Raw genomic sequence first — 20514 nt, 5'->3', positions numbered from 1 at the left:
CTACTCCTCGCGTGGTCCCGTCCATTCCGGCCGCGCGTCCGGCGGCCGCACGCTCATCGTCTGGCCGTCGGCCAGGCGATAGGGATAGGCGGTCACATCGAAGTCTTCGAGACAACCCACATTCACCCCGTAGCTGTCGGGCGCGGACCGCTTCCGGTGGAACGGATAGATCCCGCAGGTCCGGCAGAACCAGTGGCGGGCCACGCCCGTGTTCCACTGGTAGAGGGTGAGGTTCTCCTCGCCCGCCTCGACCGTCAGGCCGCTTTCGGGGACCTTGGCCATCAAGGCGCCCTTGCGCCGGCACAGCGAGCAGTCGCAGCGCGTCAGCTCCTCGATCTGCGCGTCGACGCGAAAGCGGACGGCGCCGCAGTGACAGGATCCGGACCACACACCCATAGCGTCCTCAGAGCTGGTCCGGCGCGCGCCGGCAAGGGCCAGTGTCGCCGCCGCGGCCCGCCGGCTAGTAGGCGAAGTCCTCGTAGACCCGGCTCACGTCGCCCTTCCACTGGGTATTGTACAGCTCCACCAGGCGCTCGGCGGGCGTCACGCCGCTTTCGGCGATGTGCTCCAGCTCGGCCAGGTAGCCGGTCTCGTCGACCAGGCCGCCGGACAGGCGGTTGCGGTTCTTGAGGCCCTGCTTGGCGATGGCGACCAGGTCCACCGCCACGTCCCGAACCTTGCGGCCGGCGATCTCGGCCTGCAGGCCGCGGCGGGCCACGTCGGCGCGCAGGCGCTCGTGGTCCTCGATCTTCCAGTCCTTGCAGAGGTCCCAGGACGCGGCCAGGGCCGCGCTGTCGTACAGCACGCCCATCCACAGCGCGGGCAGCGCACAGAGCCGGCTCCACGGCCCGGAATCGGCGCCCCGCATCTCCAGGTACTTCTTGAGCCGCACTTCCGGGAAGATGGTGGTGGTGTGGTCGGCCCAGTCCTTCAGGGTCGGGCGCTCGCCCGGCAGCTCGCCCAGCTTGCCGTCCATGAAGTCCACGAAGGACCGGCCCGCCAGGTCGATGTAGCGGTCGCCGCGCTTGGCGAAATACATCGGCACGTTCAGGGCGTAGCGGGCGTAGGTCTCGAACCCGAAGCCGTCCTGGAACACGAAGTCCAGCATGCCTGTCCGGTCGGGATCGGTGTCGGTCCAGACGTTCGCGCGGCTGGAGACGAAGCCCGACGGCTTGCCCTCGATGAACGGCGAATTGGCGAACAGCGCGGTGACGATCGGCTGCAGGGCCAGGCTGGTGCGGAACTTCGCCACCATGTCCGCCTCGGACGAGAAGTCGAGGTTGGCCTGCACCGTGCAGGTGCGGAACATCATGTCGAGGCCCAGCTTGCCGACCTTCGGCATGTACTCGCGCATGATCTTGTAGCGGCCCTTGGGCATCACCGGCACGTCGGCGCGGGTCCAGGTGGGCGTGAAGCCCAGGCCGAGGAAGCCCAGCCCCAGTTCGTCCGCCACGGCCTTCACCTCGTTGAGGTGCTGGCCGGTCTCGTCGCAGATGTCGTGGACCGTCTCGAGCGGCGCGCCCGACAGCTCGAACTGGCCGCCCGGCTCCAGGCTGACGTTGGCCAGGCCGCGCTCCAGGGCGATCACGTTCTCGCCCTCGTACACCGGCGCCCAGCCGAAGCGGGTAAGGCCGTCGAGCAGCGCCTTGATGCCCCGCGGCTCGTAAGGAACCGGCGCGTGGTCGGTCAGCCGGAAGACGAACTTCTCGTGCTCGGCGCCCACGCGCCATTCGCTCGCGGGCTTGGCCCCGTCCGCCATCCAGCGGACCAGGTCTTCGAAAACCAGGGGTCGATCGTCGCAGGCGACTTCGGCCATACATTCCTCCCCGGCCAGAACGCCGTCACGCCGGGTGAGGGTCCCGCGCAGTCGCGTCTTTACGCCGTCAGGATAGGTGGGCGCAATTCTGCCAAGCTCAAGGCCGGTTTAGGTTTTCTGCCATGGCGCCCCTCAGCGCCAGTCGCCGGCCGCCGCCTGCCAGAGGGTAAGCGCGCTGATCGCGGCGGTGTCCGCGCGCAGGATCCGCGGGCCCAGCCCGGCCGGCACGGCGTAGGGCAGCGCCCGCAGCTGCGTCCGCTCACGGGCTGAGAACCCGCCCTCCGGCCCGATCAGGATCGCCCACGGCCCGCCCGCCTTCACCGCCGCCAGGACCGGCGGCGCATCGCCCGCCTCGTCGCAGAACAGGAGCTGGCGGCCGACGTCCCAGCGCGCCAGCAGGCGGTCCAGCTTCTCCGGCTCCAGCACCTGCGGCACGTCCAGCCGCCCGGTCTGTTCGGAGGCCTCCACCGCGATGGACTGCAGGCGCTCGACCCGGGTGTGGTCGGCGTTGGTCCGCTCGGTCACCACGGGCAGCACCCGGCGGGCGCCCAACTCCGCCGCCTTCTCCACGATGGTCTCCAGGCGGGTCCGCTTCACCAGGGCGACTACGAGGTCAAGGTCGGGGCCCGTCTCCTGCGGCCGCGTCCGGGACAGGGCCGTCAGGGTGACGGCCTTCTTGCCGACCTTGGCCAGCGTCGCCCGCCACTCGCCGTCGCGGCCGTTGAACACCGCCACCTCGTCGCCCATCGCCTGGCGCATGACCGCGGCCAGGTAGCGACTCTGGCCCTCGTCCAGGTCGAGCGAGGCGCCGGGGGCGAGATCGTGCGGCACGAACAGGCGGATCATTGGCTCCCCCTAGAGCCTTTCCCGTTCAGGCGAAATCGCCTGAGCGGGATGAAAAGGCTCGACCTCGTTCTTGAAGAGGGTGTCCTCGCCGAAACCGGCGTCCACTTTCGCCTGACACCCTCTCCCAATTCCGCGCATTATCCCGCCATGGCCAAGTCCGACGACGAAAAAGAGCTCGAAGCCCTGCAGGTGGCGCTGGTGCGGTTCCAGCAGCGCGCGATGGATATGGGCGAACGCGACCTCGTGATCTTCGAGGGCCGCGACACGGCCGGCAAGGACGGCGCAATCAAGCGGATCACCGAGCATCTCTCGGTTCGGAACACCCGGGTCGTCGCCCTGCCCAAGCCCACCGACCGCGAGCGCAGCCAGTGGTATTTCCAGCGCTACGTGCCGCATCTGCCGGCGGCGGGCGAACTCGTGATCCTGAACCGCTCCTGGTACAACCGCGCCGGCGTCGAGCGGGTGATGAACTACGCCACGCCCGAGGAGCAGGAGGTCTTCCTGCGCGACGTGAACGTCTTCGAGCGCATGCTGGTCGACAGCGGCATCCAGATCGTGAAGCTGTGGCTGGACATCTCGCGCGACGAGCAGGCCGCCCGCCTCAAGGCCCGCCGCACCGATCCGCTGAAGGCCCTGAAGATCAGCCCCCTGGACGCCGTCGCCCAGGAGAAGTGGGACGAATACTCCAAGGCCCGGGACGAGATGCTGACCCGCACCCATTGCCTGGAGGCGCCCTGGACCATCGTCCACACCGACCGCAAGCAGGCCGCCCGCACCAACATCATCCGCCACCTGCTGAAGGAGCTGGCGCCGCCCGACGTGGCCCGGGACGTCGCGCCCCCGAATCCCAAGGTCGTGTACCCGTTCGAGGTCGCCGCGGTCACCGACGGGCGGCTCGAGCACTGACCGCGACGATCCGTCACAAGCCTCGGTAGAACTTTCCGGCTCCGTTCTCGCAACCTCCGAGAGCGGGGCCTTCCGCGTTAACCACAGATTCACCACGATTGTTCGTCGTTCGTTCCGTCGCTAGGCTCCTCGGCGACTCGAGGGGGCGTCCATGATCCGCGACACACTCACGGCCGGAGAGGCCCGCCGCATCGCCCTGGCGGCGCAGGGGTTCGGCGGCCCGCGCGACGCGCCCGTGGGACGCCGCCAGCTCACCAAGCTCATTGAGCGGCTGGGCGTCGTGCAAATCGACTCGGTTAACGTCGTCTCACGCACCCACTACCTGCCGGCCTTCTCCCGCCTGGGCGCCTATCCGCGGGAGCTGCTCGAAGAGCTCGCCTGGGCGCGGAAACGGCCGCTCTTTGAGTACTGGGCGCACGAGGCCTCCCTTCTGCCCCTCTCGACCCAGCCCCTGCTGCGCTGGCGCATGGAGGACGCGCGCGAGGGTGTCGGCACCTGGAAGGGCATCGCCCGTTTCATGCGCGAACGGCGGGCGTTCCTGGACCGCGTGCTGGAAGAGATCGCCGCGCGCGGTCCGCTCTCGGCCTCCGAGCTGGAGATGGGCCACAAGGGCGAGGGCGGCTGGTGGGGCTGGAGCGAGGCCAAGCGCGCCGTCGAAAGCCTGTTCTGGGCGGGCGAGCTGACCACCGCCACCCGGCGCGGGACGTTCGAGCGAGTCTATGGCCTGCCGCACAAGGTTCTGCCCGCCGCCGTCCACGCCGCGCCCACCCCGCCCCGCGACGAGGCCCAGCGCCAGCTCGTCGCCATCGCCGCCCGCGCCATGGGCGTCGCCACCGAACGCGACCTTCGCGACTACTTCCGCATGGGCGTCGCCGAGACCCGCGCCCGGGTGGGCGAACTGGTCGAGGCCGGCGATCTGACCCCGGTGACGGTCAAGGGCTGGCGCGAGCCGGCCTACCTGGACCCCGCCGCCCGGCGCCCGCGGAAGATCGCCGCCCAGGCCCTGCTCTCGCCGTTCGACAACCTGATCTGGTTCCGCGAGCGGACCGAGCGGATGTTCGGCGTGCGCATCCGGCTCGAGATCTACACCCCGGCCGAGAAGCGCACCCACGGCTACTATGTCCTGCCCTTCCTGGAGGGCGATGCGATCACCGCCCGCGTCGACCTCAAGGCCGACCGCAAGGCTGGCGTCCTGATCGTCCAGGCCAGCCACGCCGAACCCTGGGCCAGCGGCGACACCCCCGCGAACCTGGCCGCCGAACTCCGCCGCATGGCCGCCTGGCTCGGCCTGGAGAGCGTCCGCGTGGAGCCGAAAGGCGATCTGGCCGGGGCGCTCCGTGATGTTCTGTGACGCCGAGTCGCGCCCCCTCCGTCACGCGGCTACGCCGCGCGCCACCTCCCCCGCTTTGCGGAGGAGGAGCGGAGAGGGTGGCGCTAGCTCCTCCCCCGCAAAGCGGGGGAGGTGGATCGGCGCGAAGCGGCGAGACGGAGGGGGCGCAAGGCCGCCGCTGGAGCCATGAGATCCCCCACCCCAACCCACGCCTTCGCCAGGAAGCTCCGCGGCGAGCTCAGCTTGCCGGAAAAGCTGATCTGGGTGCGCATCCGGCGCCGGGAGCCGGGCCGGCCAGTGTTCCGGCGTCAGCATCCCATCCGGCCGTACGTCCTCGACTTCTACTGCGCCCCCGCGCGGCTCTGCGTCGAGATCGACGGCCAAGGCCACGGTTTCGGGGATCGCCCGCCCCGCGATGACCGGCGCGACGCATTCCTCGCAGCGGCCGGGATCCAAGTGGTGCGTATCCCGGCGTCCACCGTGCTCGACGATCCCGAAGCGGTCGTCGAATGGATGTGGGAGATGGCGCGCGAGCGGCTGGGAGAGCCCCCTCGCGCCCCCTCCGTCTGACGGCTGCGCCGCCAGCCACCTCCCCCGTTTCACGGGTGAGGAGCTAGCGCGAACTTGCTCGCTCCTCCCCCGCAGGGCGGGGGAGGTGGCGCGCGGCGCAGCCGCGTGACGGAGGGGGCGCGAGGGGCGCAAAAGCCCTACGCCACCCCTTCCGTCACCGCATGCAGCCGGGCATAGGCCCCGCCCTTCTGCACCAGCTCCGCATGCCGGCCTTCCTCGACGATGCGGCCCTGGTCGAACACCAGGATCCGGTCGGCGCCGCGGATGGTGGACAGCCGGTGGGCGATGACGATGGTCGTGCGGCCGGCCATCAGCTCCTCGGTCGCCGCCTGCACCTGGCGCTCGGTCTCCACGTCCAGCGACGAGGTCGCCTCGTCCAGCACCAGGATCGGCGCATCGGCCAGGAAGGCGCGGGCGATAGCCACCCGCTGCCGCTCGCCGCCCGACAGCTTCACGCCGCGCTCGCCGACCAGGGTGTCGTAGCCCTTGGGCAGCCGGCGGATGAAGTCGTCCGCCCGCGCCCGCTTGGCCGCCAGCGCGATCTCCTCCAGCGTCGCCTCGGGCCGGGCGTAGGCGATGTTCTCGGCGATCGTCCGGTGGAACAGGGCCGGATCCTGGGGCACCACGGCGATCGCCCGCCGCAGCGACCCTTGCGTCACCTTCGAGATGTCCTGGCCGTCGATCAGGATCCGCCCGCCGTTCACGTCGTAGAGCCGCTGCAGCAGCTTCACGAAGGTCGACTTGCCCGAGCCCGTCGGACCGACCAGCGCCACCCGCTCGCCGGGCGCGATGATCAGGGTGAAGTCGCGGTAGAGCGGCTCCTCCGCCGACTTGTAGCGGAAGGTCACCCGGTCGAAGGCGATCTCGCCCAGCTCGCCGCGGAACGGCGGCGCGGCGGCGGCGTCCGGCACCTGCAGGTCGGCGACCGCGAAGGCGGCCACGTCCTCCACGTCGTCCAGGCCCTTCTGCATCATGCGGATGTTCTCGCCGATGTTGCGCAGATAGCCGCTCATCAGCAGGAACGAGGTCACCGCAAAGGCCACGTCGCCCGCGCTCGCCTCGCCACGCGCCCACAGGCGGATCAGAAGGCCCGACAGCCCCGCCTGCAGCACGACCAGGATCATGTTCTGGATCAGCCAGACGTCGATGAACCGGGTCCAGGTGATCAGGGTCGCCTTGCGCCAGGTGCTGGTGATGTCGCCGATCCGCGCCTCCTCCCGCGGCTCGGCGCCGAACGCCTTCACCGTCGGGTTGGCCGAGATGGAATCCGCCAAGGCTCCGCCGATCCGCGTGTCCAGCGCCACCGACTTCAGGTTCGCAGGCCGCACGTACTTGACGGTCAGCAGCAGGTTCGAGGCGATGTAGATCACCACCACGGCGATGGAGAACAGCCCGACCATGGGCCAGCGCACGACCATGGTCGCCGAGAGGCCCAGCAGGACCACAAGCGCAGGCCCCAGCCACAGCACCACCGCATCCGAGACCATGTCGTAGCCCCACATGGCCCGCGACAGCTTGCGCACGGTCGAGCCCGCGAAGTGGTCGGCGTGCCAGTCGGCCGAGAAGGCCTGCACCCGCTGGAAGCCCTCGTCGGTCATCTCCTTCATGTTGTGCGCGGCCATGGGGTTCCAGAACCGGAAGGCGAGGTTCCGCACCAGGGAGAAGGCCAGGTAGACCCCCACGAAAATGGCCCAGGCGCTCCAAGCGGCCGGCGGCTCGCGCGGCGTCGCGGCCACGACGTCCACCAACCGGCCCGCGGCCCACGGCAGCATCAGGTCGAAGATGATGGCGATGAGCATCAGGCCCACGGCCGCCCAGAACAACGCGGGCCGCCGCAGCCAGAAGCCGCCGATGAAGGCGAGGACCTGCCGGTTCGACAGGACTCTCTTCGTCTTGATCTCTTCGTCGTCTTCGTAGTGCTCGGTCATGGCGAGGTCTCGAAAGCAGGCGCCGGGACCGGGACTCCTCACGGGAGCGCGCGCAGGTCCGGCGCGGTCAGGGAATGGGTATTGGCGGGGCTTGCGAGCGGAAAGGCTCGGAGGGCCACGGGCGCGCGGTATCGCTTCGCGTCGGCGCGAGCCGTGACGGGAAGCGGGTCGGGCGACTTAACGGTGCGGCGGCGGCCCGAAGCGTTTCGGGAAGGCAATCGTTGCGACAGCTGTCATTCTGACCGACCTCCCTCAAGAGCTTCGAAGACCCGGAAGCTAGGCGGGCGTTCGAAGAGGGTCAAGGAACGGCGAAGCGGTGGTTAACGAGGCCGTGCGCCAGCGGCATTTCGGCAACACCGCGGTCTCTGCTAAGCCCGCCGCGATGACCAAGACGAGCCCCCTGCCCGACGCTGCACCCACCAACTGGGTGGACCGGCATGCGCCGGCGGCCTTGAGGCCCTGGCTGAAGCTGGGGCGGTTCGACCGGCCGGCGGGGATCTGGCTCCTGATGCTGCCGGGCTGGCAGGGGATCGCCCTGGCCGCCGCCATGCGGGGCCAGTGGCCGGATCCGCGGCTCCTGATCCTGGTCTTCCTGGGCGCGGCCCTGATGCGCGCGGCGGGCTGCGCCTACAACGACATCGTCGATCGCGACATCGACGCCAAGGTCGCCCGCACCGCCGGCCGGCCGATCCCCTCGGGCCAGATCACCGTCAAGCAGGCCTGGGCCTTGGTGATCGGCTGCTGTCTGGCCTCGTTCCTGATCCTGGTCAGCCTGCCCCCGCTGGCCATCGCGCTGGGCGTGGCGTCCCTGGCGCTGGTGGCCGCCTACCCGTTCATGAAGCGGATCACGTGGTGGCCGCAGGCGTGGCTGGGTTTGACGTTCAATTGGGGCGCCCTCTTGGGCTATGCGGCGGCGGCCGGCGAGATCTCGGTCCCGGCCCTGCTGCTGTACGCCTCGGGCGTCGCCTGGACCCTGGGCTACGACACGATCTACGCGATCCAGGACCTGGAGGACGACGCCCTGGCCGGCGTGAAGTCGTCGGCCCGGCGCCTGGGCGACAAGGCTCCCCGCGCCGTGGCGGCGTTCTACCTGGCGGCCATCGCCCTGGCCTTCGCCGCCGGGATCCTGGGGCGCCTGGGGCCCGGCTTTCCGATCCTGCTGCTGGCCTTCGCCGTCCACCTGGGCCTGCAGGCGCGGCGGGTGCGCGTGGACGATCCGGCGCTGGCGCTGCGCCTGTTCAAGTCCAACGCCTGGGCCGGCCTGATCCTGGCCGCGGCCCTCGCCGCAGGGTCCTTCTAGCTCTTCTTCGCCTTCTCCGCGGCCCAGGCGGGCAGCTTGTGGCGCTTCGGCTTGCGGCGGCCAAACAGCGCCGCCAGCCCGCCGCCCGGCGCGCTCTTCTTGCCCAAGATCGTCTCGATCAAACTCATCGGTCCCACCACAAAATCACGTGGAGACAGGCTTGCGCCCCGACTGTGGCGGACCTGTTACCGTGGGGTGCGACCGATGCACCAATGACGGGTGACAAAAGCGCGCAGGTTGCATCCGCCGAACGTCGGCATCCGTGCTCCGCGTTGACGGGACATCTTGTACGGCATACAAATAAGGCCATGGCGGACGTGCGATCCCTGGCCGAGGCGCGCTCCTTGCGGGAGCCGGGAAAACGCATGCGCTCCCGGCTGCTGGACGCGGCGGTCGAGCTCTTCAAGGCCAAGGGCCTGGCCGGCGTGGCGGTGGCCGAGATCGCCGCCGCGGCCGGCGCCTATCCCAGCCAGGTCACCTATTACTTCCGCACCAAGGAGGCCCTTTTCGTCGAGGCCGCCTGCCGCGAGGTTCTGTACGTGGCCCGCCAGGCCGAGGCCGCCGCGGCCGGCGCCCGGACCGGCTCGGACTACAACCGACGTCTGGTGGAGACCGTGATCGGCTCCCCGGGCCTTGCCCTGTTCGTGGAGGCGCTGTCCCTGACCCGACGCCGGCAGGACCTGAGCCCCCTTGTCGAGCGCACCTTCGAGCGGCTGCATGCCGAGGGCGACCGGGCCTACGCCCAGGTCCGCGAGAGCCGCGGCTGGACCTCGGGCGAGGACGCCGCCACCACCGCCCGCCGGTTCTGGACCCTCGCCCTAGGCGTCACCCTGCGCGAGGGCGCCACCGAGGCCACCGTCGTCGAGGCCGTCGAGGAGATGGTCGCCCTGCTGCCCCACAAGCGCGCGGTCCCCAGGTCCGCAGCCCTGCCCGGAGACGCCTGATGGCCGCCGCCGCCCGTGTCGCCCCCAAGGACTATTTCACGCCGGAGGAATGGAGCCCCCTCTCGACGAAGTCGTCGTGGAAGGGCCCCGCCCTGGTCGCCCACGCCTGGATCGTGATCGGCCTGGCCGCCGCCGTGGCCATGGCCTTCCCGATCGCCATCCCCCTGGCGGTGATGATCATCGGCGCCCGGCAGCTCGGCCTCGCCATCCTGATGCACGACGCCGCCCACGGGGCGCTGCACCCGAATCTCAAGGTCAACGACTGGCTGGCCGACAACCTCACGCCCGGCGGCCTCGTCGCCTACCGCACCTATCACCTGGGCCACCACAAATACGCGCAGCAGGCGGAGGATCCCGACCTGGCGCTCTCGGCGCCGTTCCCGATCACGCGGCTGTCCCTGCGCCGCAAGATCGTCCGCGATCTGACCGGCCAGACCTATTACAAGCAGCGCTGGGCGGGCCTGGTGAAGCGGCTGTCCGAGCGCAAGGCCGGCGAGCCCCTGTGGCCGATCCTCAAGGACGCCGCGATCGCGCGGAAGCGCTTCCTCATCGGAATGGTCGCGACCGTCGCCGTGACCGCGCCCTTCGGCTTCTGGTGGGCCTGGCCGGTGCTGTGGCTGCTGCCCCAGGCCACCTGGCTGCCGATGATCACCCGCCTGCGCAACATCGCCGAGCACGCCTGCATCGCCAAGGACGAGCCGGACCCGCTGCGCCACGCCCGCACCACCCGCGCCAACCTGCTGGAGCGGGCCTTCCTGGCGCCCTACTGGGTCAACTACCACTGCGAGCACCACATGTTCATGCATGTGCCCTGCTACAACCTGCCCCGCACCCACCGCCTCCTGAAGGCCAAGGGCGTCCTGCCCCGCATGCTGACGGCGCCCGGCTACCTCGACGTCCTGCGCCAGGCCTCGTCCCGGCCGGCGAAACAGGACCGCGGCGGCAACCCGACGCCGGAAGACCGCGGCGTGGTGAAGGCCGTCATCCAGTAAGCCGGCGCGGGGCCGCCAGCGCCCAGCTCGACCGCAGGCGCGCGTCCACCAGGTCCCAGTCGGCGTCGTCGGCCAGGCTGACCCCGACCCAACCCGACGGCCAGAGATAGGCGGGCCGGCTGTAGGTCTGCGGGTCGGCCTCGATCAGGAATTCCTGCTCGTCGCGGCCCGTGGTCTTCACGCACACCACGGTCATGCCGTCGCCGTGATGGTCGTGCCGGAAGTAGGCGAACATCTTGCCGGCCACCGAGAACGCCGGGATGCCGTGGCTGATCTTCTCGGCGGTCTCCGGCAGGGCCAGGCACAGGGCCCGCAGGCGGGCTTCCACAGCGACAGGGTCGGTGCTGAGCATGAGCCCATCCTGGCCCATACCGGCGCCCCGAGGCTAGGCCGCCCGGACCTCGTAGGCGTCGACCAGGGCCGCGTGCAGCTCCTCGATCATGATCGGCTTGGGCACGACCCCGTCCATGCCCGCGGCGGCGTACTCGTCCACCTGGGCCGGCATGTGGTTGGCGGTGAGCGCCACGATCCGGGTGGGCGGCAGGCCGCGCTCGGCCTCCAGGCGGCGGATGTCGCGGGTCGCGCTGACCCCGTCCCGCACAGGCATCTGGATGTCCATCAGCACCAGGTCCCACTCGCCGCGGCCCCAGGCCTCCACGGCCGCGCGGCCGTCCGGCACCACCGTGGGATCGACCCCCAGGGCGTTCAGCACCGTGCGCACCACCCGCTGGTTGGTCTCGTTGTCCTCGGCCACCAGGACCCGCAGGTCCGCCACATGGGTTTCCGGCGGCGCGGATTGGGCCAGCGCCGCCCCCCGCTCCAGCGGCAGCAGCAGGGTGAAGGTCGCGCCCCGCCCGACCTCGCTCTCGACGGCTAGCGTGCCGCCCATCAGCTCGACCAGGTTGCGCGCGATCGACAGGCCCAGGCCCACGCCGCCGAACTGGCGCGTGGCGCGGCCGTCGCCCTGGGTGAAGGCCTCGAACAGCCGCGGCATCGCCTCCGCCGGAATGCCGGGGCCCGTATCGGCCACCGAAATCACCAGTCCCCGCACGCCGCCCTCGGCGCGGACCTGGACGCTCCCGGCGGCGGTGAACTTCAAGGCGTTCGAGACCAGGTTGTAGATCACCTGCCGCAGACGGGCCCCATCGCCCAGCCAGAGGCCCCGGCTCGAGTCGTCCAGGTCGATCTGGAGGTCCAGCCCCTTGGACTCCGCCAGCACCGTCGCCGTGTCGCAGGCCTGGCGAACCACCGCCTCCAGCTCGAACGGCGCGGTCTCCAGCCGCACGCCGCCCTGTTCCATGTCGGCCATGTCCAGCACGTCGTTCAGCACGGTCAGCAGGGCCGAGCCGGAGTCCAGGATCACCTGCACCCGCTCGCGCTGGTCGGGCCGCAGGTCGTCCAGCAGCAGGGCCTGGCTCATCCCCAGCACCCCGTTCAGCGGCGTGCGCAGCTCGTGGCCCATGTTGGCCAGGAACTGCGACTTCATCACATTGGCCCGCTCGGCCGCGTCCCGGGCGGCGGTCGCTTCGCCGAGCGCGCCGCGCAGGCTCCGGTCGTAGTCGCCCAGCGCCGCCAGCAGCCTGTTGAAGCCCCGCGTCAGCTGGCCGACCTCGTCCTCGCGGGCGATCGGCAGGCGGGCGCTGAAGTCCCGCGAGGCGCCGACCGCCTCCATGCCTTCGTTCAGGGCCCGCAGCGGCGCCAGCGCCCGGCGCGCCAGCCGTCGCGCCACCAGGCCTGCGCCGAGGGTCGCCACCAGCGACAGCGCCAGGGCGATGCCGATGTTGGTGATCCGTTCGGTCAGGATCTCGCGGTCGTCGACCCACAGGACGATCTCCCCGACCTGGCGGCCGGCGTCATAGTGCGGCGCACGCACCTCCAGCCCGTTGGCCCGGAAGCGGGCCTGCGCCGCCTTAACGCCCTCGAACGCCAGCCTCGCGTCCTGCTGAGCGGTCTTGCCGATCCGCACGCGGCGTCCGTCGAACTGGTGATAGGTGGCCGCGACCGCATGGTCGCTGCCGTCCAGCAGGCGCGAGGCGATGACCATGGCCTCCGCATCGCCCGCCACGATGCCCTTGTGGGCCGCTGCGCCGATATCCTGCGCCAGCCTGACCGAGTCGGCGGCCAGTTCCTCGCGGTCGGCGGACCAGTTGCGGTACTGATAGACCGAGAACGCCGCAACCATGGCGGCGACGGTTGAGACCAGAGCCACGCTGACGACGCTGGCCTCCAGGCCTACGCCCAGCATCCCCCTGTTCCGCCTCGGCGTCCGGACGGTCGCACGCATCTTCGCCCGGCCTCCCGGCAGGTTCTTCTTCAAGCTCGACCGTTGACGAGGAAATCTTAATCGGCGGCAAATTGTGGGAAACGGCTGTTGCCCATCGTCGGGGATGCGGCGAGGAGTCGCAGATGATCGCGCCTACCCCGGAGGCCCGCCGCGGCTTCATCGTCGAGCACACCCGCCTGCAGCATCCGCCGCACACGCCTGAGCTGCGCCTGCACCTGGCCGACGAGATCACCCCCATCTGGCGCCTGACCGAGGAGGCCCTCGCCGAGATCGGCCTGCCGCCGCCGTTCTGGGCCTTCGCCTGGGCGGGTGGCCAGGCGCTGGCGCGCTACCTGCTGGACAATCCCCAGATTGTGGCCGGCAAGGCCGTGCTGGATTTCGCCTCGGGCTCCGGCCTCGTGGCCATCGCCGCCAAGCGCGCGGGCGCGGCGCGGGTGCTGGCCGCCGATATCGACCCCTTCTGCGGCGCGGCCCTCGACCTCAACGCCGCGGCCAACGCGGTCGAGATCGACTTCGCCGGCGACGACCTGCTGGACGCCCCGCCGCCGGCCTGGGCCGAGGTGATCCTGGCTGGCGACATCTGCTACGAGAAGCCGCTGGCCGAGCGGGTGATGGCCTGGCTGGCCCAGGCGCGCGCCGCCGGGGCCACGGTGCTGATCGGCGATCCCGGCCGCAGCTACTTCCCGCGCTCGGGGCTGGTAAAGCTCGCCGAGTATCAGGTGCCCACGACCCGCGAGCTGGAGGACCTGGAAGTGAAGAAGACTTCCGTCTGGACTCTGCCCTAGCCGCGCCCTAGTTTGGAACAAACAAGGAACTCTAGATGCGCGAAGACGGCAAGATCGACTATGTTGAACTCCCCGGCGGCGACCTGGGAGCGATCAAGGCCTTCTATGGCCAGGCCTTCGGCTGGTCGTTCACCGACTACGGCCCCGAGTACGCGGCCTTCGACGAGGGGCTCGACGGCGGATTCGACGCCAGCCCCGCCGACGCCGTGCAGAAGCCGCTGGTCATCCTCTACGCCCACGACCTCGAGGCGATGGAGGCCAAGGTCCGCGCCGCCGGCGGCGCGATCACCAAGCCGATCTTCAGCTTCCCGGGCGGGCGCCGCTTCCACTTCGCCGACCCGGCGGGCAACGAACTGGCCGTCTGGACCGAGGTCGGCGCAGGCTAGAACTTCGTCGTGTCGGCGCTGGCCGCGGCCTGCTGGCAGACCCCGGCGAAGTCGCCGAAGGTGACGGCGCCGTTGCGGCGGTCGACGGTCAGGCTGGAGCGGTCGATCCGGTTCCACTTCAGCCGGCCCTTGATGGACAGCCGGTCGACGGCGACGTCGGCGAGCACGTACCAGCCGTCCTTGGCGTCCTTGGCGAACAGCGGGACCGCGCTCTTCGGCGGCTTCACCCGGACCTGGCCGTTCTCGACCCGGACGCCGAGCTGCGCCGGCACGCGCGCCTCGCCGTAGTACACGCCGCCGAAATGGGGCGCGCCGATCGAATTGCGGTACGGCGTCATCGCCATCAGCGCCGCGTCGCTGCCCACGCAGATGAGATCCAGGCTCTCGCTTCCCGCGGGCGCCTGGGCCTGGGCCGCGCCGCCCGACAGCATGAGCGTCAGCGACGCCGCCCGGATAACCCCGAATGCCCGCAACGCCCTGCTCCCCGTTTCAGCCGGCGCGATCCTATCTGCGCGACCCAGCGGCGAGAAGGCCGTTCGCCGCCGTCCCCATCCGGGCTACGAAGGCCGTCTCAACCATCGCCGAAGGATCGCCCATGCCCGCAGACACGCCCGCCGGAGACAGCGTCCTCGTGGCCGAGACCCTGCTCGGGCGCTTTCAGGTCGCCGCGCGCACCCCGTCCGGCTCCTTCCTGGCCGACGAGCCGCCGTCAGTGGGCGGCCTCGGTTCCGGCCCCAGCCCCTACGACCTGCTCAGTTCCGCCCTGGGCGCCTGCACCGCCATGACCCTGCGCCTCTACGCCGAACGCAAGGGCTGGCCGCTGGATCGCGTGCAGGTCAGCGTGCGCCACCATCGCGCCTCGCTCACCGCCCGCGACCGCTTCGAACGCACCATCCTGATCGAAGGCCCGCTGGACGAGGCGCAGCGCGCGCGCCTGCTCCAGATCGCCGAGCAGTGCCCCGTCCACCGCACCTTCGAGCGCGGCTCCGACGTGGTCACGGTCCTGAGCACGGCCGACACGGCCCCGCCTGTGGAGGCCGAGGCCGTCTCCGAACATATGCGCGATATGGAGGAGCTGGACGCGGGGTGACGCGCGCCGCCGGGGGCTACCGCCGCGGCGCCGACAGGGCGGCCAGGTCGCTCGGTCCCATGCGCCGAACCTCGGCGACCCGGCACTGCTTGGGGCCGGCCGGCGTCTGCGCCAGGAGGTCCGCGGCGGTCCCAGGGCATACGGCAAGGCCGCCGTCGCCGCGCAGCGTAACCTTCGTGGCCGCGTCCAGCGCCGCGCAGTCGCCGGCGAGCTCCAGCCGATAGATCGCGCCGGCCCTCGACTGGACGTAGACGGTCCGCTCGCCCGCGCGGGTCACCCCGGCGATCGATTTGCCGCGGAAGCACTGCGCCTCCGGCCGCCACGGGCCGGGCCCGTAGGCCCGAAGCTGCGCGCCCTCGTCGAACCTCTGGCCATTGTCCGCCGCGGCGGGCGTCGTCACCGACAGGAGGGCCGCGGCGGCGAAGAACAGCACGGGTTTCATGGTCGAGGCGTCCATGGCGGCTTGCGTTCTTCAAAGCGTGTGCGTGTAACGCAGGTTGCGCAAGCCATTTCCGACGCCCTGGCGTGTGATGCCGGGCCGATGACCGGATGAGTGCAATGGACGAGCCCATCTTCTTCGCCACACCGGCCGAGTGGCGCGCCTGGCTGGAGGCCCACCACGCCACGGCCCGCGAGGTTTCGGTCGGCTTCTGGAAAAGGGACAGCGGCCGGCCCTCGATCACCTGGCCGCAGAGCGTGGACGAGGCCCTGTGCTTCGGCTGGATCGACGGGGTCCGCCACCGGATCGACGAGGCGGCCTACCGCATCCGCTTCACGCCCCGCAAGCCGGGCGGGATCTGGAGCCAGGTGAACCTGAAACGCTTCGCCGAACTCAAAGCGGAGGGCCGGGTGACGCCGGCCGGGCGCGCCGCCCACGACGCCGGCAAGGACCGCACCCGCGTCTATTCCTACGAGCGCGCGGCCGACGACCTGACCGCCGAGGAGATCTCGCGCTTCCGGGCCAACGCCCAGGCCTGGGCCCGCTTCCAGGCCTTCCCGCCCGGCTACCGCAAGGTGGCCATCCACCGGGTGACCGCGGCCAAAGGCGAGACCACCCGCGCCAGGCGCCTCGACATCCTCATCGACGCCTCGGCCCGAGGGCTTAGACTGAAATCCCCGACCCAGGTGGATGAGCCATGACCCACGACGAGATGAAAGCCATCGTCCTGTCCTTCCCGGGCGTCGAGGAAGGCGTCAGCTACGGCCGCCCCTCCTTCAAGCTGAACGGCAAGTTCTTCACCCGGCTGCGCGCCGAGGACGACAGCCTGGTCCTGATGGAGGTGAGCTACGACGAGCGCGAGATGCTGATGGAGGCCGAGCCGGGGACCTTCCACCTGACCCCGCACTACAAGGACTACCCTTGCGTCCTCGCCCGCATCGGCGATCTGCATCCCGGCTCGCTGAAGAACTTCCTGGAACGCCGCTTCCGCAAGGTGGCCAAGAAGGCCGCCGTGAAGGCCTGGGAGGCCGCGCTCTAACGCTGGCCGGGCGGGAACGTGGCCGGAAATTCCAGCTTGCTGACGTCGTAGCCGAGCGCCCGGGTCCGCGCAGTCAGGTCCGCGACGAGTTCCGGCGATGGCCGTGGGTCGCGGGTATAAAGGTTCACCAGCTTCAGGTCCGGCGTCGACATGATGAACCACCCGTCGCCGTGATCGAGGAGCCAGTAGGTCCGGCCGACCGGGACGAAGCCGAACAGCCGATAGTTCACGTGGACCTTGTTGTTCTGGCCGGGATTCAGGATCTTTAGCGGCCCGGCGACGACCTTCTCCTTGCCGGCGGGCGTGCCGTCACGGCAGGCGTCCCGCTGGATGAGCTTGCCGCCTTCGGCGAGATAATCGGTGTACCCCGCCACGCAGCCGTCGGTGAGTTTCATCGGCGTGCGGCCGATCTCGTACCATCGGCCCGTGAAATGGCTGGCCGCGTCGATGCGCTTCGCCGGCTCCGGCGCGCGCGGCGCCTTGGAGCCCGCCATGGAGGCGCACCCGGCCAGCAACAGGATCGCGCCGCCCGCCAGTGCCATTGTTCTCGGCTTCATGGGACACCTCTGCAGCCGCAACGGAACCGCGCTGGGTCCAAGTGGTTCCGGCAGCGCCTCAGACGAAGCCCAGGTAGCGGGTCCCGAAGTTGCGCAGGCGCGGGAAGATCAGGTCGATGTCGGCGTCGGACACGCCGAACCAGCGCCCCAGTGTCGCGCCATACTGGTCCACCGAGGCGGTGGGGATCTGGGCGCCGCCGATATTGTCCGGGTTGTTGAAGCCGTTCACGTCGACGCCCAGCGTCGGGTACTGGCCGTACATGTCCCCGCCGCGCACGGCGCCGCCCATGATGAACTGGCATCCGCCCCAGGCGTGGTCCGTGCCGTCGCCGTTGGTGGTGAACCCGCGCGAGAAGTCCGAGGCGGTGAACGTCGTCACCTGGCCGCGGCGGTCCAGCCCGCCCACGTTCGACAGGGCGCCGTCGAAGTAGGACAGGGCGTGGGCGACCTTGGCCAGCAGGTTGGGCTGGGTCGTGTTCTGGAAGTCGTGGGTGTCCCAGCCGCCGAGGCTGACGAAGAACACCTGCCGCCGCACGCCCAGTTCGGAGCTGGCCGCGATCATGCGCGCCACGGTCTGCAGCTGCAGGGCCAGCGAATTGGTCTCCGTCCGGCCCGTCACCGGGTTCACGTAGGCCGGGGCCGCGGGAATCGAGACCGCCAGTGGCTGGGTGAAGGCGCTGTTGACGGTGGCCGCGGCTGAGATCGAGCGGCCGACCACGGTCGAATAGTCCGCGGCGAAATTGCTGGTCAGGTTGGTGTCGCTGATCACGTCGCGCATCCGCGAGGGCGCCAGCCGCGAGCCGAACAGGGTGGAGCCCTGGGCCCCGTTGATCACCACCGCCGGCTGGGTCCCGGTGGAGAGCTGGTACTGGACCACCGACTGCCCGGCCAGGAACACCGCATTGCCCGCGGCCGAGACCGCCGTGAACAGGGTGTTCTGGCCGTTCATCCCGGCCAGCAAGTCGCCGAAGCGGCCACCCCAGCCGCTGCGCGCGCCCTCCACCGACAGGGCCTGCCAGGTCGACTGCTGGTCGTTGTGCGAGAACAGGCTGGTGGGCAGCGTCACGCTCTTGGCCTGGTACTGCGCCTTCGTCGTCGGCTGCACCAGCGTGCCCACATTGGCCAGGACCGCGAGCCGGCCCTGGTTGAACAGGCTTTGGAGCGGGCCGAGGAACGGATGCAGGGCGAAGGTCCGGCTGCTGGCGTTGGTGCCGGCTGGGATCGCCTGGGCCGTGCGCGGCGCGATCGGCAGCACGCCGCCCCAGGCTTCCGGCGAGTCGGCCTGCGCCACCCGCCCGGTGACCGCGCTCGTCTGCCCGACCGGCGTCGCCGCGGTCCCCGGTGGCATCAGGGCGATGGGGTCCGCGCCGGTGTTCCGCGCCGCGAAATAGCGGCCCCACGAGTCCGCGTCGGTCGCCAGCACGGTGTTGTGCGAGTCGTTCCCCCCGTAGAGGAAGACGCAGACCAGGGCCTTGTAGTCCGGCGCCGACTGCCCGGCGGCCGAGCCCGCCGCGGCGAGCTGCAGGGCGAACGGCGCGCCGACCCCCAAGGCCGAGAACGCGCCGCCCAGGCGCAGCAGGTGTCTGCGGTCCATCGCCCCGCTCATCGCTGCACCAGATATTCGGGCGAGCCCATGGTCATGTAGATCGCGAGCTTCGCCCGGTTCAACCGCGCCGCGTCCTGGCTGCCGGTCGCCGGCAGGCTGACGCCGCCCACCGCCTCGACGATGCGGGTCCGCAGCACGGGCGACATGCGACCGTTCAGCAGCAGCAGGTTTACCCGGTCGACCAGAGCGCCGGGATCCGCGGCCAGGGCCGTCTCGGCCGCATAGCTGCTGCGCACGTCGCGCGCGCCGTTGGTCGCCGCGCCCGCGCCGGCGTCGATGACGGACTGGATGGTGTTGAGGTAGCCAGCGACCGTCACCTCGTCGACGATCTGGAACTCCGGCGCGACCAGGCCGGCGGCGCCCACCCGCGTATTGGGCGGCGCGTAGCCGGGACGGAAGAAATTGAACACCGAGGGCGAGGTCAGGGCGCTTTGACCCAGGGAGGTGTTCGCGCTGGTGGAGGCGATCAGCCAGTTCCCCGTCTGCGACGTGGCGTTGAACGCCCGGGCCCAGTGCGCCACGCGGACGACCGGCTCGCGCAGCTTGCCATAGTTCACGCCCATGGCGACGGCGGCGCTGCGCGCCTCCTCGTCCAGCAGGATGGCGCGGACCACGGCGCTCATGTCGCCGCGCACGCCGGCGCCGTTGTTGTTGAAGATCCGGGCTACCCGGGCGACGTAGGCCGGGCTGGGATTGCTGGTCACCAGCCGCTGGATCAGCTGCTTGGAGATGAACGGCCCGACGTTGGGGTGGTTGAACAGCGTGTCCAACGCGATCTTCAGGTCGCCCGACGGATCGGCCGAGCCGGACGCCGGGATCGTCACGCCGAGGAAGCTCTTGGCGCTGGTGGAGTGGTAGGCCGGATAGGGGATCATCGAGCGGACGGCCGCATCGGCGTGCTTCTGCCCGCCCCGGAAGGTGGTGAGGTTCGGGGTCGGCGAGTAGTAGCTGTAGCCGGTGAAGACCTTGGCCAGGCCCGCGATGTCGTCGGAGGTGTAGGTCGGGATCGGCCGGCCCGCGCCGTCGGTCCTGACCGTCCCGTCGAGATTGAGCTGATAGAGCCCGATGGTCATGAGCTGCATGACCTCGCGGGCGTAGTTCTCGTCCGGCTTGCGGCCGGTGGCCGGGTCCTCCTTCTGGTTCCCCAGCCAGGTCAGGTAGATCCCCATCATCGGATGCAGGGTCACCTGCTCCAGCAGGGTGCGGAAGTTCCCGAAGGCGTTCGCCCCGAGCATGTCGTAGTACGAGCCCGCCCCGCGGGTATCGACGTTGTTGTCGGTCAGCGAGATGACGAAGATCTCGGACAGGGCCAGCTTCATCCGCTGGCGCAGCTGGTCCGGCCCCGAGATCGCCTGCCCCCAATAGGAATAGTAGAAGTCGGCGGGGTTCAGCGTGGCGGTGGGATTGCTGGCCCGAAGCTGCGCCAGCCGCGCCTCGAGCTCCGCCTGGTGGGTGGTGGGGCGCGCCATCGTCATCTGCTGGTCGATCCAGCCCGAGTACCCCGCCGCCTTCACCTGCGCGATCGCCGCATCGTTGGCGCCATAGCTGGCCTGCGCCAGGAACCGGGCGGCCTCGTCCGACGTCGGCGGCGCGCCATCGCCCGCGCTCCGCACGCCGCTGCAGGCGGCGACGGACAGGGCGGCCAGCATCCCGACCCAGAGGCGCATGCCGCGCCCGAGACCCTTCCCCAGCTTCA

General features: G+C 70.5%; 23 protein-coding genes. 11 read left to right on the top strand and 12 right to left on the bottom strand.

From position 1 onward, the window contains the following. The 3 genes from A2790_RS12035 to A2790_RS12025 form a co-directional block, all read right to left on the bottom strand. Nucleotides 1-396 (bottom strand): GFA family protein, encoded by a 396-nt coding sequence (locus A2790_RS12035; RefSeq protein ID WP_293391765.1) that lies wholly within the window; start codon nt 394-396, stop codon nt 1-3. A gap of 64 nt (nt 397-460) precedes the next feature. Next, a complete protein-coding gene (locus A2790_RS12030) occupies nt 461-1816 on the bottom strand; it encodes a glutamate--cysteine ligase (protein ID WP_293391763.1) in 1356 nt (451 codons plus the stop codon). A 132-nt stretch (nt 1817-1948) separates the two neighbouring features. After that, complete coding sequence (locus tag A2790_RS12025; RefSeq protein ID WP_293391761.1) at nt 1949-2662, bottom strand: 16S rRNA (uracil(1498)-N(3))-methyltransferase; 714 nt, start codon at nt 2660-2662, stop codon at nt 1949-1951. Nucleotides 2663-2809: 147 nt separating this feature from the next. On the opposite strand from A2790_RS12025, the gene ppk2 reads away from it, so the two are divergent. The 3 genes from ppk2 to A2790_RS12010 all read left to right on the top strand — a co-directional run bounded on the left by ppk2 (nt 2810) and on the right by A2790_RS12010 (nt 5468). After that, nucleotides 2810-3568, top strand: coding sequence for a polyphosphate kinase 2 (gene ppk2, locus A2790_RS12020; RefSeq protein ID WP_293391758.1), 759 nt, complete (start codon nt 2810-2812; stop codon nt 3566-3568). Nucleotides 3569-3719: 151 nt separating this feature from the next. Beyond that, nucleotides 3720-4919, top strand: coding sequence for a winged helix-turn-helix domain-containing protein (locus A2790_RS12015; protein ID WP_293391755.1), 1200 nt, complete (start codon nt 3720-3722; stop codon nt 4917-4919). 165 nt (nt 4920-5084) lie between these two features. Then, nucleotides 5085-5468 (top strand): DUF559 domain-containing protein, encoded by a 384-nt coding sequence (locus A2790_RS12010; protein ID WP_293391752.1) that lies wholly within the window; start codon nt 5085-5087, stop codon nt 5466-5468. Nucleotides 5469-5605: 137 nt separating this feature from the next. Here the strand turns inward: A2790_RS12010 and A2790_RS12005 are convergent, their stop codons facing one another. After that, nucleotides 5606-7396: an ABC transporter ATP-binding protein gene (locus A2790_RS12005; RefSeq protein ID WP_293391749.1), complete on the bottom strand. Its 1791-nt coding sequence runs from the start codon at nt 7394-7396 to the stop codon at nt 5606-5608. Between the two features lie 382 nt (nt 7397-7778). Here A2790_RS12005 and ubiA point away from each other — a divergent pair, with 382 nt between their 5' ends. Beyond that, nucleotides 7779-8696 carry a 4-hydroxybenzoate octaprenyltransferase gene (ubiA, locus tag A2790_RS12000; RefSeq protein ID WP_293391975.1) on the top strand — a complete coding sequence of 306 codons (918 nt, stop codon included), beginning with the start codon at nt 7779-7781 and terminating at the stop codon, nt 8694-8696. Here ubiA and A2790_RS11995 read toward each other — a convergent pair. Beyond that, nucleotides 8693-8824, bottom strand: a complete 132-nt coding sequence (locus A2790_RS11995; RefSeq protein ID WP_293391746.1) for a hypothetical protein — start codon at nt 8822-8824, stop codon at nt 8693-8695. The two genes, ubiA and A2790_RS11995, sit on opposite strands and share 4 nt — an antisense overlap. A gap of 237 nt (nt 8825-9061) precedes the next feature. Here A2790_RS11995 and A2790_RS11990 point away from each other — a divergent pair, with 237 nt between their 5' ends. After that, nucleotides 9062-9640, top strand: coding sequence for a TetR/AcrR family transcriptional regulator C-terminal domain-containing protein (locus tag A2790_RS11990; protein ID WP_293391743.1), 579 nt, complete (start codon nt 9062-9064; stop codon nt 9638-9640). Next, nucleotides 9640-10632: a fatty acid desaturase family protein gene (locus A2790_RS11985; RefSeq protein WP_293391740.1), complete on the top strand. Its 993-nt coding sequence runs from the start codon at nt 9640-9642 to the stop codon at nt 10630-10632. The genes A2790_RS11990 and A2790_RS11985 overlap by 1 nt, the downstream gene beginning before the upstream one ends. Here the strand turns inward: A2790_RS11985 and A2790_RS11980 are convergent. Both A2790_RS11980 and A2790_RS11975 read right to left on the bottom strand, forming a co-directional pair. Further along, on the bottom strand, nt 10622-10984 hold the full coding sequence (locus A2790_RS11980) for an MmcQ/YjbR family DNA-binding protein (RefSeq protein ID WP_293391737.1): 363 nt from the start codon (nt 10982-10984) through the stop codon (nt 10622-10624). The two genes, A2790_RS11985 and A2790_RS11980, sit on opposite strands and share 11 nt — an antisense overlap. A gap of 33 nt (nt 10985-11017) precedes the next feature. Continuing rightward, nucleotides 11018-12877: an ATP-binding protein gene (locus A2790_RS11975; RefSeq protein ID WP_293391734.1), complete on the bottom strand. Its 1860-nt coding sequence runs from the start codon at nt 12875-12877 to the stop codon at nt 11018-11020. Between the two features lie 161 nt (nt 12878-13038). Between A2790_RS11975 and A2790_RS11970 the strand changes: the two genes are divergently transcribed. Then, the gene (locus tag A2790_RS11970; protein ID WP_293391731.1) at nt 13039-13701 is read left to right on the top strand and encodes a methyltransferase; all 663 of its coding nucleotides are present in this window, start codon (nt 13039-13041) and stop codon (nt 13699-13701) included. A 35-nt stretch (nt 13702-13736) separates the two neighbouring features. Then, nucleotides 13737-14087 carry a VOC family protein gene (locus A2790_RS11965; RefSeq protein ID WP_293391728.1) on the top strand — a complete coding sequence of 117 codons (351 nt, stop codon included), beginning with the start codon at nt 13737-13739 and terminating at the stop codon, nt 14085-14087. Here A2790_RS11965 and A2790_RS11960 read toward each other — a convergent pair. Then, the gene (locus tag A2790_RS11960; RefSeq protein WP_293391726.1) at nt 14084-14560 is read right to left on the bottom strand and encodes a hypothetical protein; all 477 of its coding nucleotides are present in this window, start codon (nt 14558-14560) and stop codon (nt 14084-14086) included. The two genes, A2790_RS11965 and A2790_RS11960, sit on opposite strands and share 4 nt — an antisense overlap. A gap of 122 nt (nt 14561-14682) precedes the next feature. On the opposite strand from A2790_RS11960, the gene A2790_RS11955 reads away from it, so the two are divergent. Beyond that, nucleotides 14683-15177: an OsmC family protein gene (locus A2790_RS11955; protein WP_293391723.1), complete on the top strand. Its 495-nt coding sequence runs from the start codon at nt 14683-14685 to the stop codon at nt 15175-15177. 16 nt (nt 15178-15193) lie between these two features. On the opposite strand, the gene A2790_RS11950 is transcribed toward A2790_RS11955, so the two are convergent. Continuing rightward, nucleotides 15194-15634 carry a DUF6491 family protein gene (locus tag A2790_RS11950; protein WP_293391720.1) on the bottom strand — a complete coding sequence of 147 codons (441 nt, stop codon included), beginning with the start codon at nt 15632-15634 and terminating at the stop codon, nt 15194-15196. A gap of 101 nt (nt 15635-15735) precedes the next feature. Between A2790_RS11950 and A2790_RS11945 the strand changes: the two genes are divergently transcribed. Further along, nucleotides 15736-16317 carry a YdeI/OmpD-associated family protein gene (locus A2790_RS11945; protein WP_293391717.1) on the top strand — a complete coding sequence of 194 codons (582 nt, stop codon included), beginning with the start codon at nt 15736-15738 and terminating at the stop codon, nt 16315-16317. Next, nucleotides 16314-16655 carry an MmcQ/YjbR family DNA-binding protein gene (locus A2790_RS11940; protein ID WP_293391714.1) on the top strand — a complete coding sequence of 114 codons (342 nt, stop codon included), beginning with the start codon at nt 16314-16316 and terminating at the stop codon, nt 16653-16655. The genes A2790_RS11945 and A2790_RS11940 overlap by 4 nt, the downstream gene beginning before the upstream one ends. Here the strand turns inward: A2790_RS11940 and A2790_RS11935 are convergent. Genes A2790_RS11935 through A2790_RS11925 form a run of 3 tightly spaced genes read right to left on the bottom strand, consistent with a single transcriptional unit; the run spans nt 16652 to nt 20485 of the window. Then, nucleotides 16652-17212, bottom strand: a complete 561-nt coding sequence (locus tag A2790_RS11935) for a lipocalin family protein (RefSeq protein ID WP_293391711.1) — start codon at nt 17210-17212, stop codon at nt 16652-16654. The two genes, A2790_RS11940 and A2790_RS11935, sit on opposite strands and share 4 nt — an antisense overlap. A gap of 58 nt (nt 17213-17270) precedes the next feature. After that, nucleotides 17271-18806 carry a DUF1501 domain-containing protein gene (locus A2790_RS11930; RefSeq protein WP_293391708.1) on the bottom strand — a complete coding sequence of 512 codons (1536 nt, stop codon included), beginning with the start codon at nt 18804-18806 and terminating at the stop codon, nt 17271-17273. A gap of 8 nt (nt 18807-18814) precedes the next feature. Beyond that, complete coding sequence (locus tag A2790_RS11925; protein WP_293391705.1) at nt 18815-20485, bottom strand: DUF1800 domain-containing protein; 1671 nt, start codon at nt 20483-20485, stop codon at nt 18815-18817. Between the last annotated feature and the right edge of the window lie 29 nt (nt 20486-20514).

Origin of the sequence: Phenylobacterium sp. RIFCSPHIGHO2_01_FULL_69_31 (genome assembly GCF_001824475.1) — a bacterium.
Taxonomy (GTDB): domain Bacteria; phylum Pseudomonadota; class Alphaproteobacteria; order Caulobacterales; family Caulobacteraceae; genus Phenylobacterium.
The sequence above is the reverse complement of the archived record's forward strand: the minus strand, read 5'-3'. Positions and strand labels throughout refer to the sequence as shown.

Coding starts and splice junctions, on each gene's coding strand:
- A2790_RS11970 (WP_293391731.1), top strand. CDS start 13,039: ATGATCGCGCCTACCCCGGAGGCCCGCCGCGGCTTCATCGTCGAGCAC.
- A2790_RS12005 (WP_293391749.1), bottom strand. CDS start 7,396: ATGACCGAGCACTACGAAGACGACGAAGAGATCAAGACGAAGAGAGTC.
- A2790_RS12035 (WP_293391765.1), bottom strand. CDS start 396: ATGGGTGTGTGGTCCGGATCCTGTCACTGCGGCGCCGTCCGCTTTCGC.
- ubiA (WP_293391975.1), top strand. CDS start 7,779: ATGACCAAGACGAGCCCCCTGCCCGACGCTGCACCCACCAACTGGGTG.
- A2790_RS11990 (WP_293391743.1), top strand. CDS start 9,062: ATGCGCTCCCGGCTGCTGGACGCGGCGGTCGAGCTCTTCAAGGCCAAG.
- A2790_RS11995 (WP_293391746.1), bottom strand. CDS start 8,824: ATGAGTTTGATCGAGACGATCTTGGGCAAGAAGAGCGCGCCGGGCGGC.
- A2790_RS11980 (WP_293391737.1), bottom strand. CDS start 10,984: ATGCTCAGCACCGACCCTGTCGCTGTGGAAGCCCGCCTGCGGGCCCTG.
- A2790_RS12030 (WP_293391763.1), bottom strand. CDS start 1,816: ATGGCCGAAGTCGCCTGCGACGATCGACCCCTGGTTTTCGAAGACCTG.
- A2790_RS11925 (WP_293391705.1), bottom strand. CDS start 20,485: ATGCGCCTCTGGGTCGGGATGCTGGCCGCCCTGTCCGTCGCCGCCTGC.
- A2790_RS11965 (WP_293391728.1), top strand. CDS start 13,737: ATGCGCGAAGACGGCAAGATCGACTATGTTGAACTCCCCGGCGGCGAC.
- A2790_RS11955 (WP_293391723.1), top strand. CDS start 14,683: ATGCCCGCAGACACGCCCGCCGGAGACAGCGTCCTCGTGGCCGAGACC.
- A2790_RS11930 (WP_293391708.1), bottom strand. CDS start 18,806: ATGGACCGCAGACACCTGCTGCGCCTGGGCGGCGCGTTCTCGGCCTTG.
- A2790_RS11940 (WP_293391714.1), top strand. CDS start 16,314: ATGACCCACGACGAGATGAAAGCCATCGTCCTGTCCTTCCCGGGCGTC.
- A2790_RS11935 (WP_293391711.1), bottom strand. CDS start 17,212: ATGAAGCCGAGAACAATGGCACTGGCGGGCGGCGCGATCCTGTTGCTG.
- ppk2 (WP_293391758.1), top strand. CDS start 2,810: ATGGCCAAGTCCGACGACGAAAAAGAGCTCGAAGCCCTGCAGGTGGCG.
- A2790_RS11945 (WP_293391717.1), top strand. CDS start 15,736: ATGGACGAGCCCATCTTCTTCGCCACACCGGCCGAGTGGCGCGCCTGG.
- A2790_RS12015 (WP_293391755.1), top strand. CDS start 3,720: ATGATCCGCGACACACTCACGGCCGGAGAGGCCCGCCGCATCGCCCTG.
- A2790_RS11975 (WP_293391734.1), bottom strand. CDS start 12,877: ATGCTGGGCGTAGGCCTGGAGGCCAGCGTCGTCAGCGTGGCTCTGGTC.
- A2790_RS12025 (WP_293391761.1), bottom strand. CDS start 2,662: ATGATCCGCCTGTTCGTGCCGCACGATCTCGCCCCCGGCGCCTCGCTC.
- A2790_RS11950 (WP_293391720.1), bottom strand. CDS start 15,634: ATGGACGCCTCGACCATGAAACCCGTGCTGTTCTTCGCCGCCGCGGCC.
- A2790_RS11985 (WP_293391740.1), top strand. CDS start 9,640: ATGGCCGCCGCCGCCCGTGTCGCCCCCAAGGACTATTTCACGCCGGAG.
- A2790_RS12010 (WP_293391752.1), top strand. CDS start 5,085: ATGAGATCCCCCACCCCAACCCACGCCTTCGCCAGGAAGCTCCGCGGC.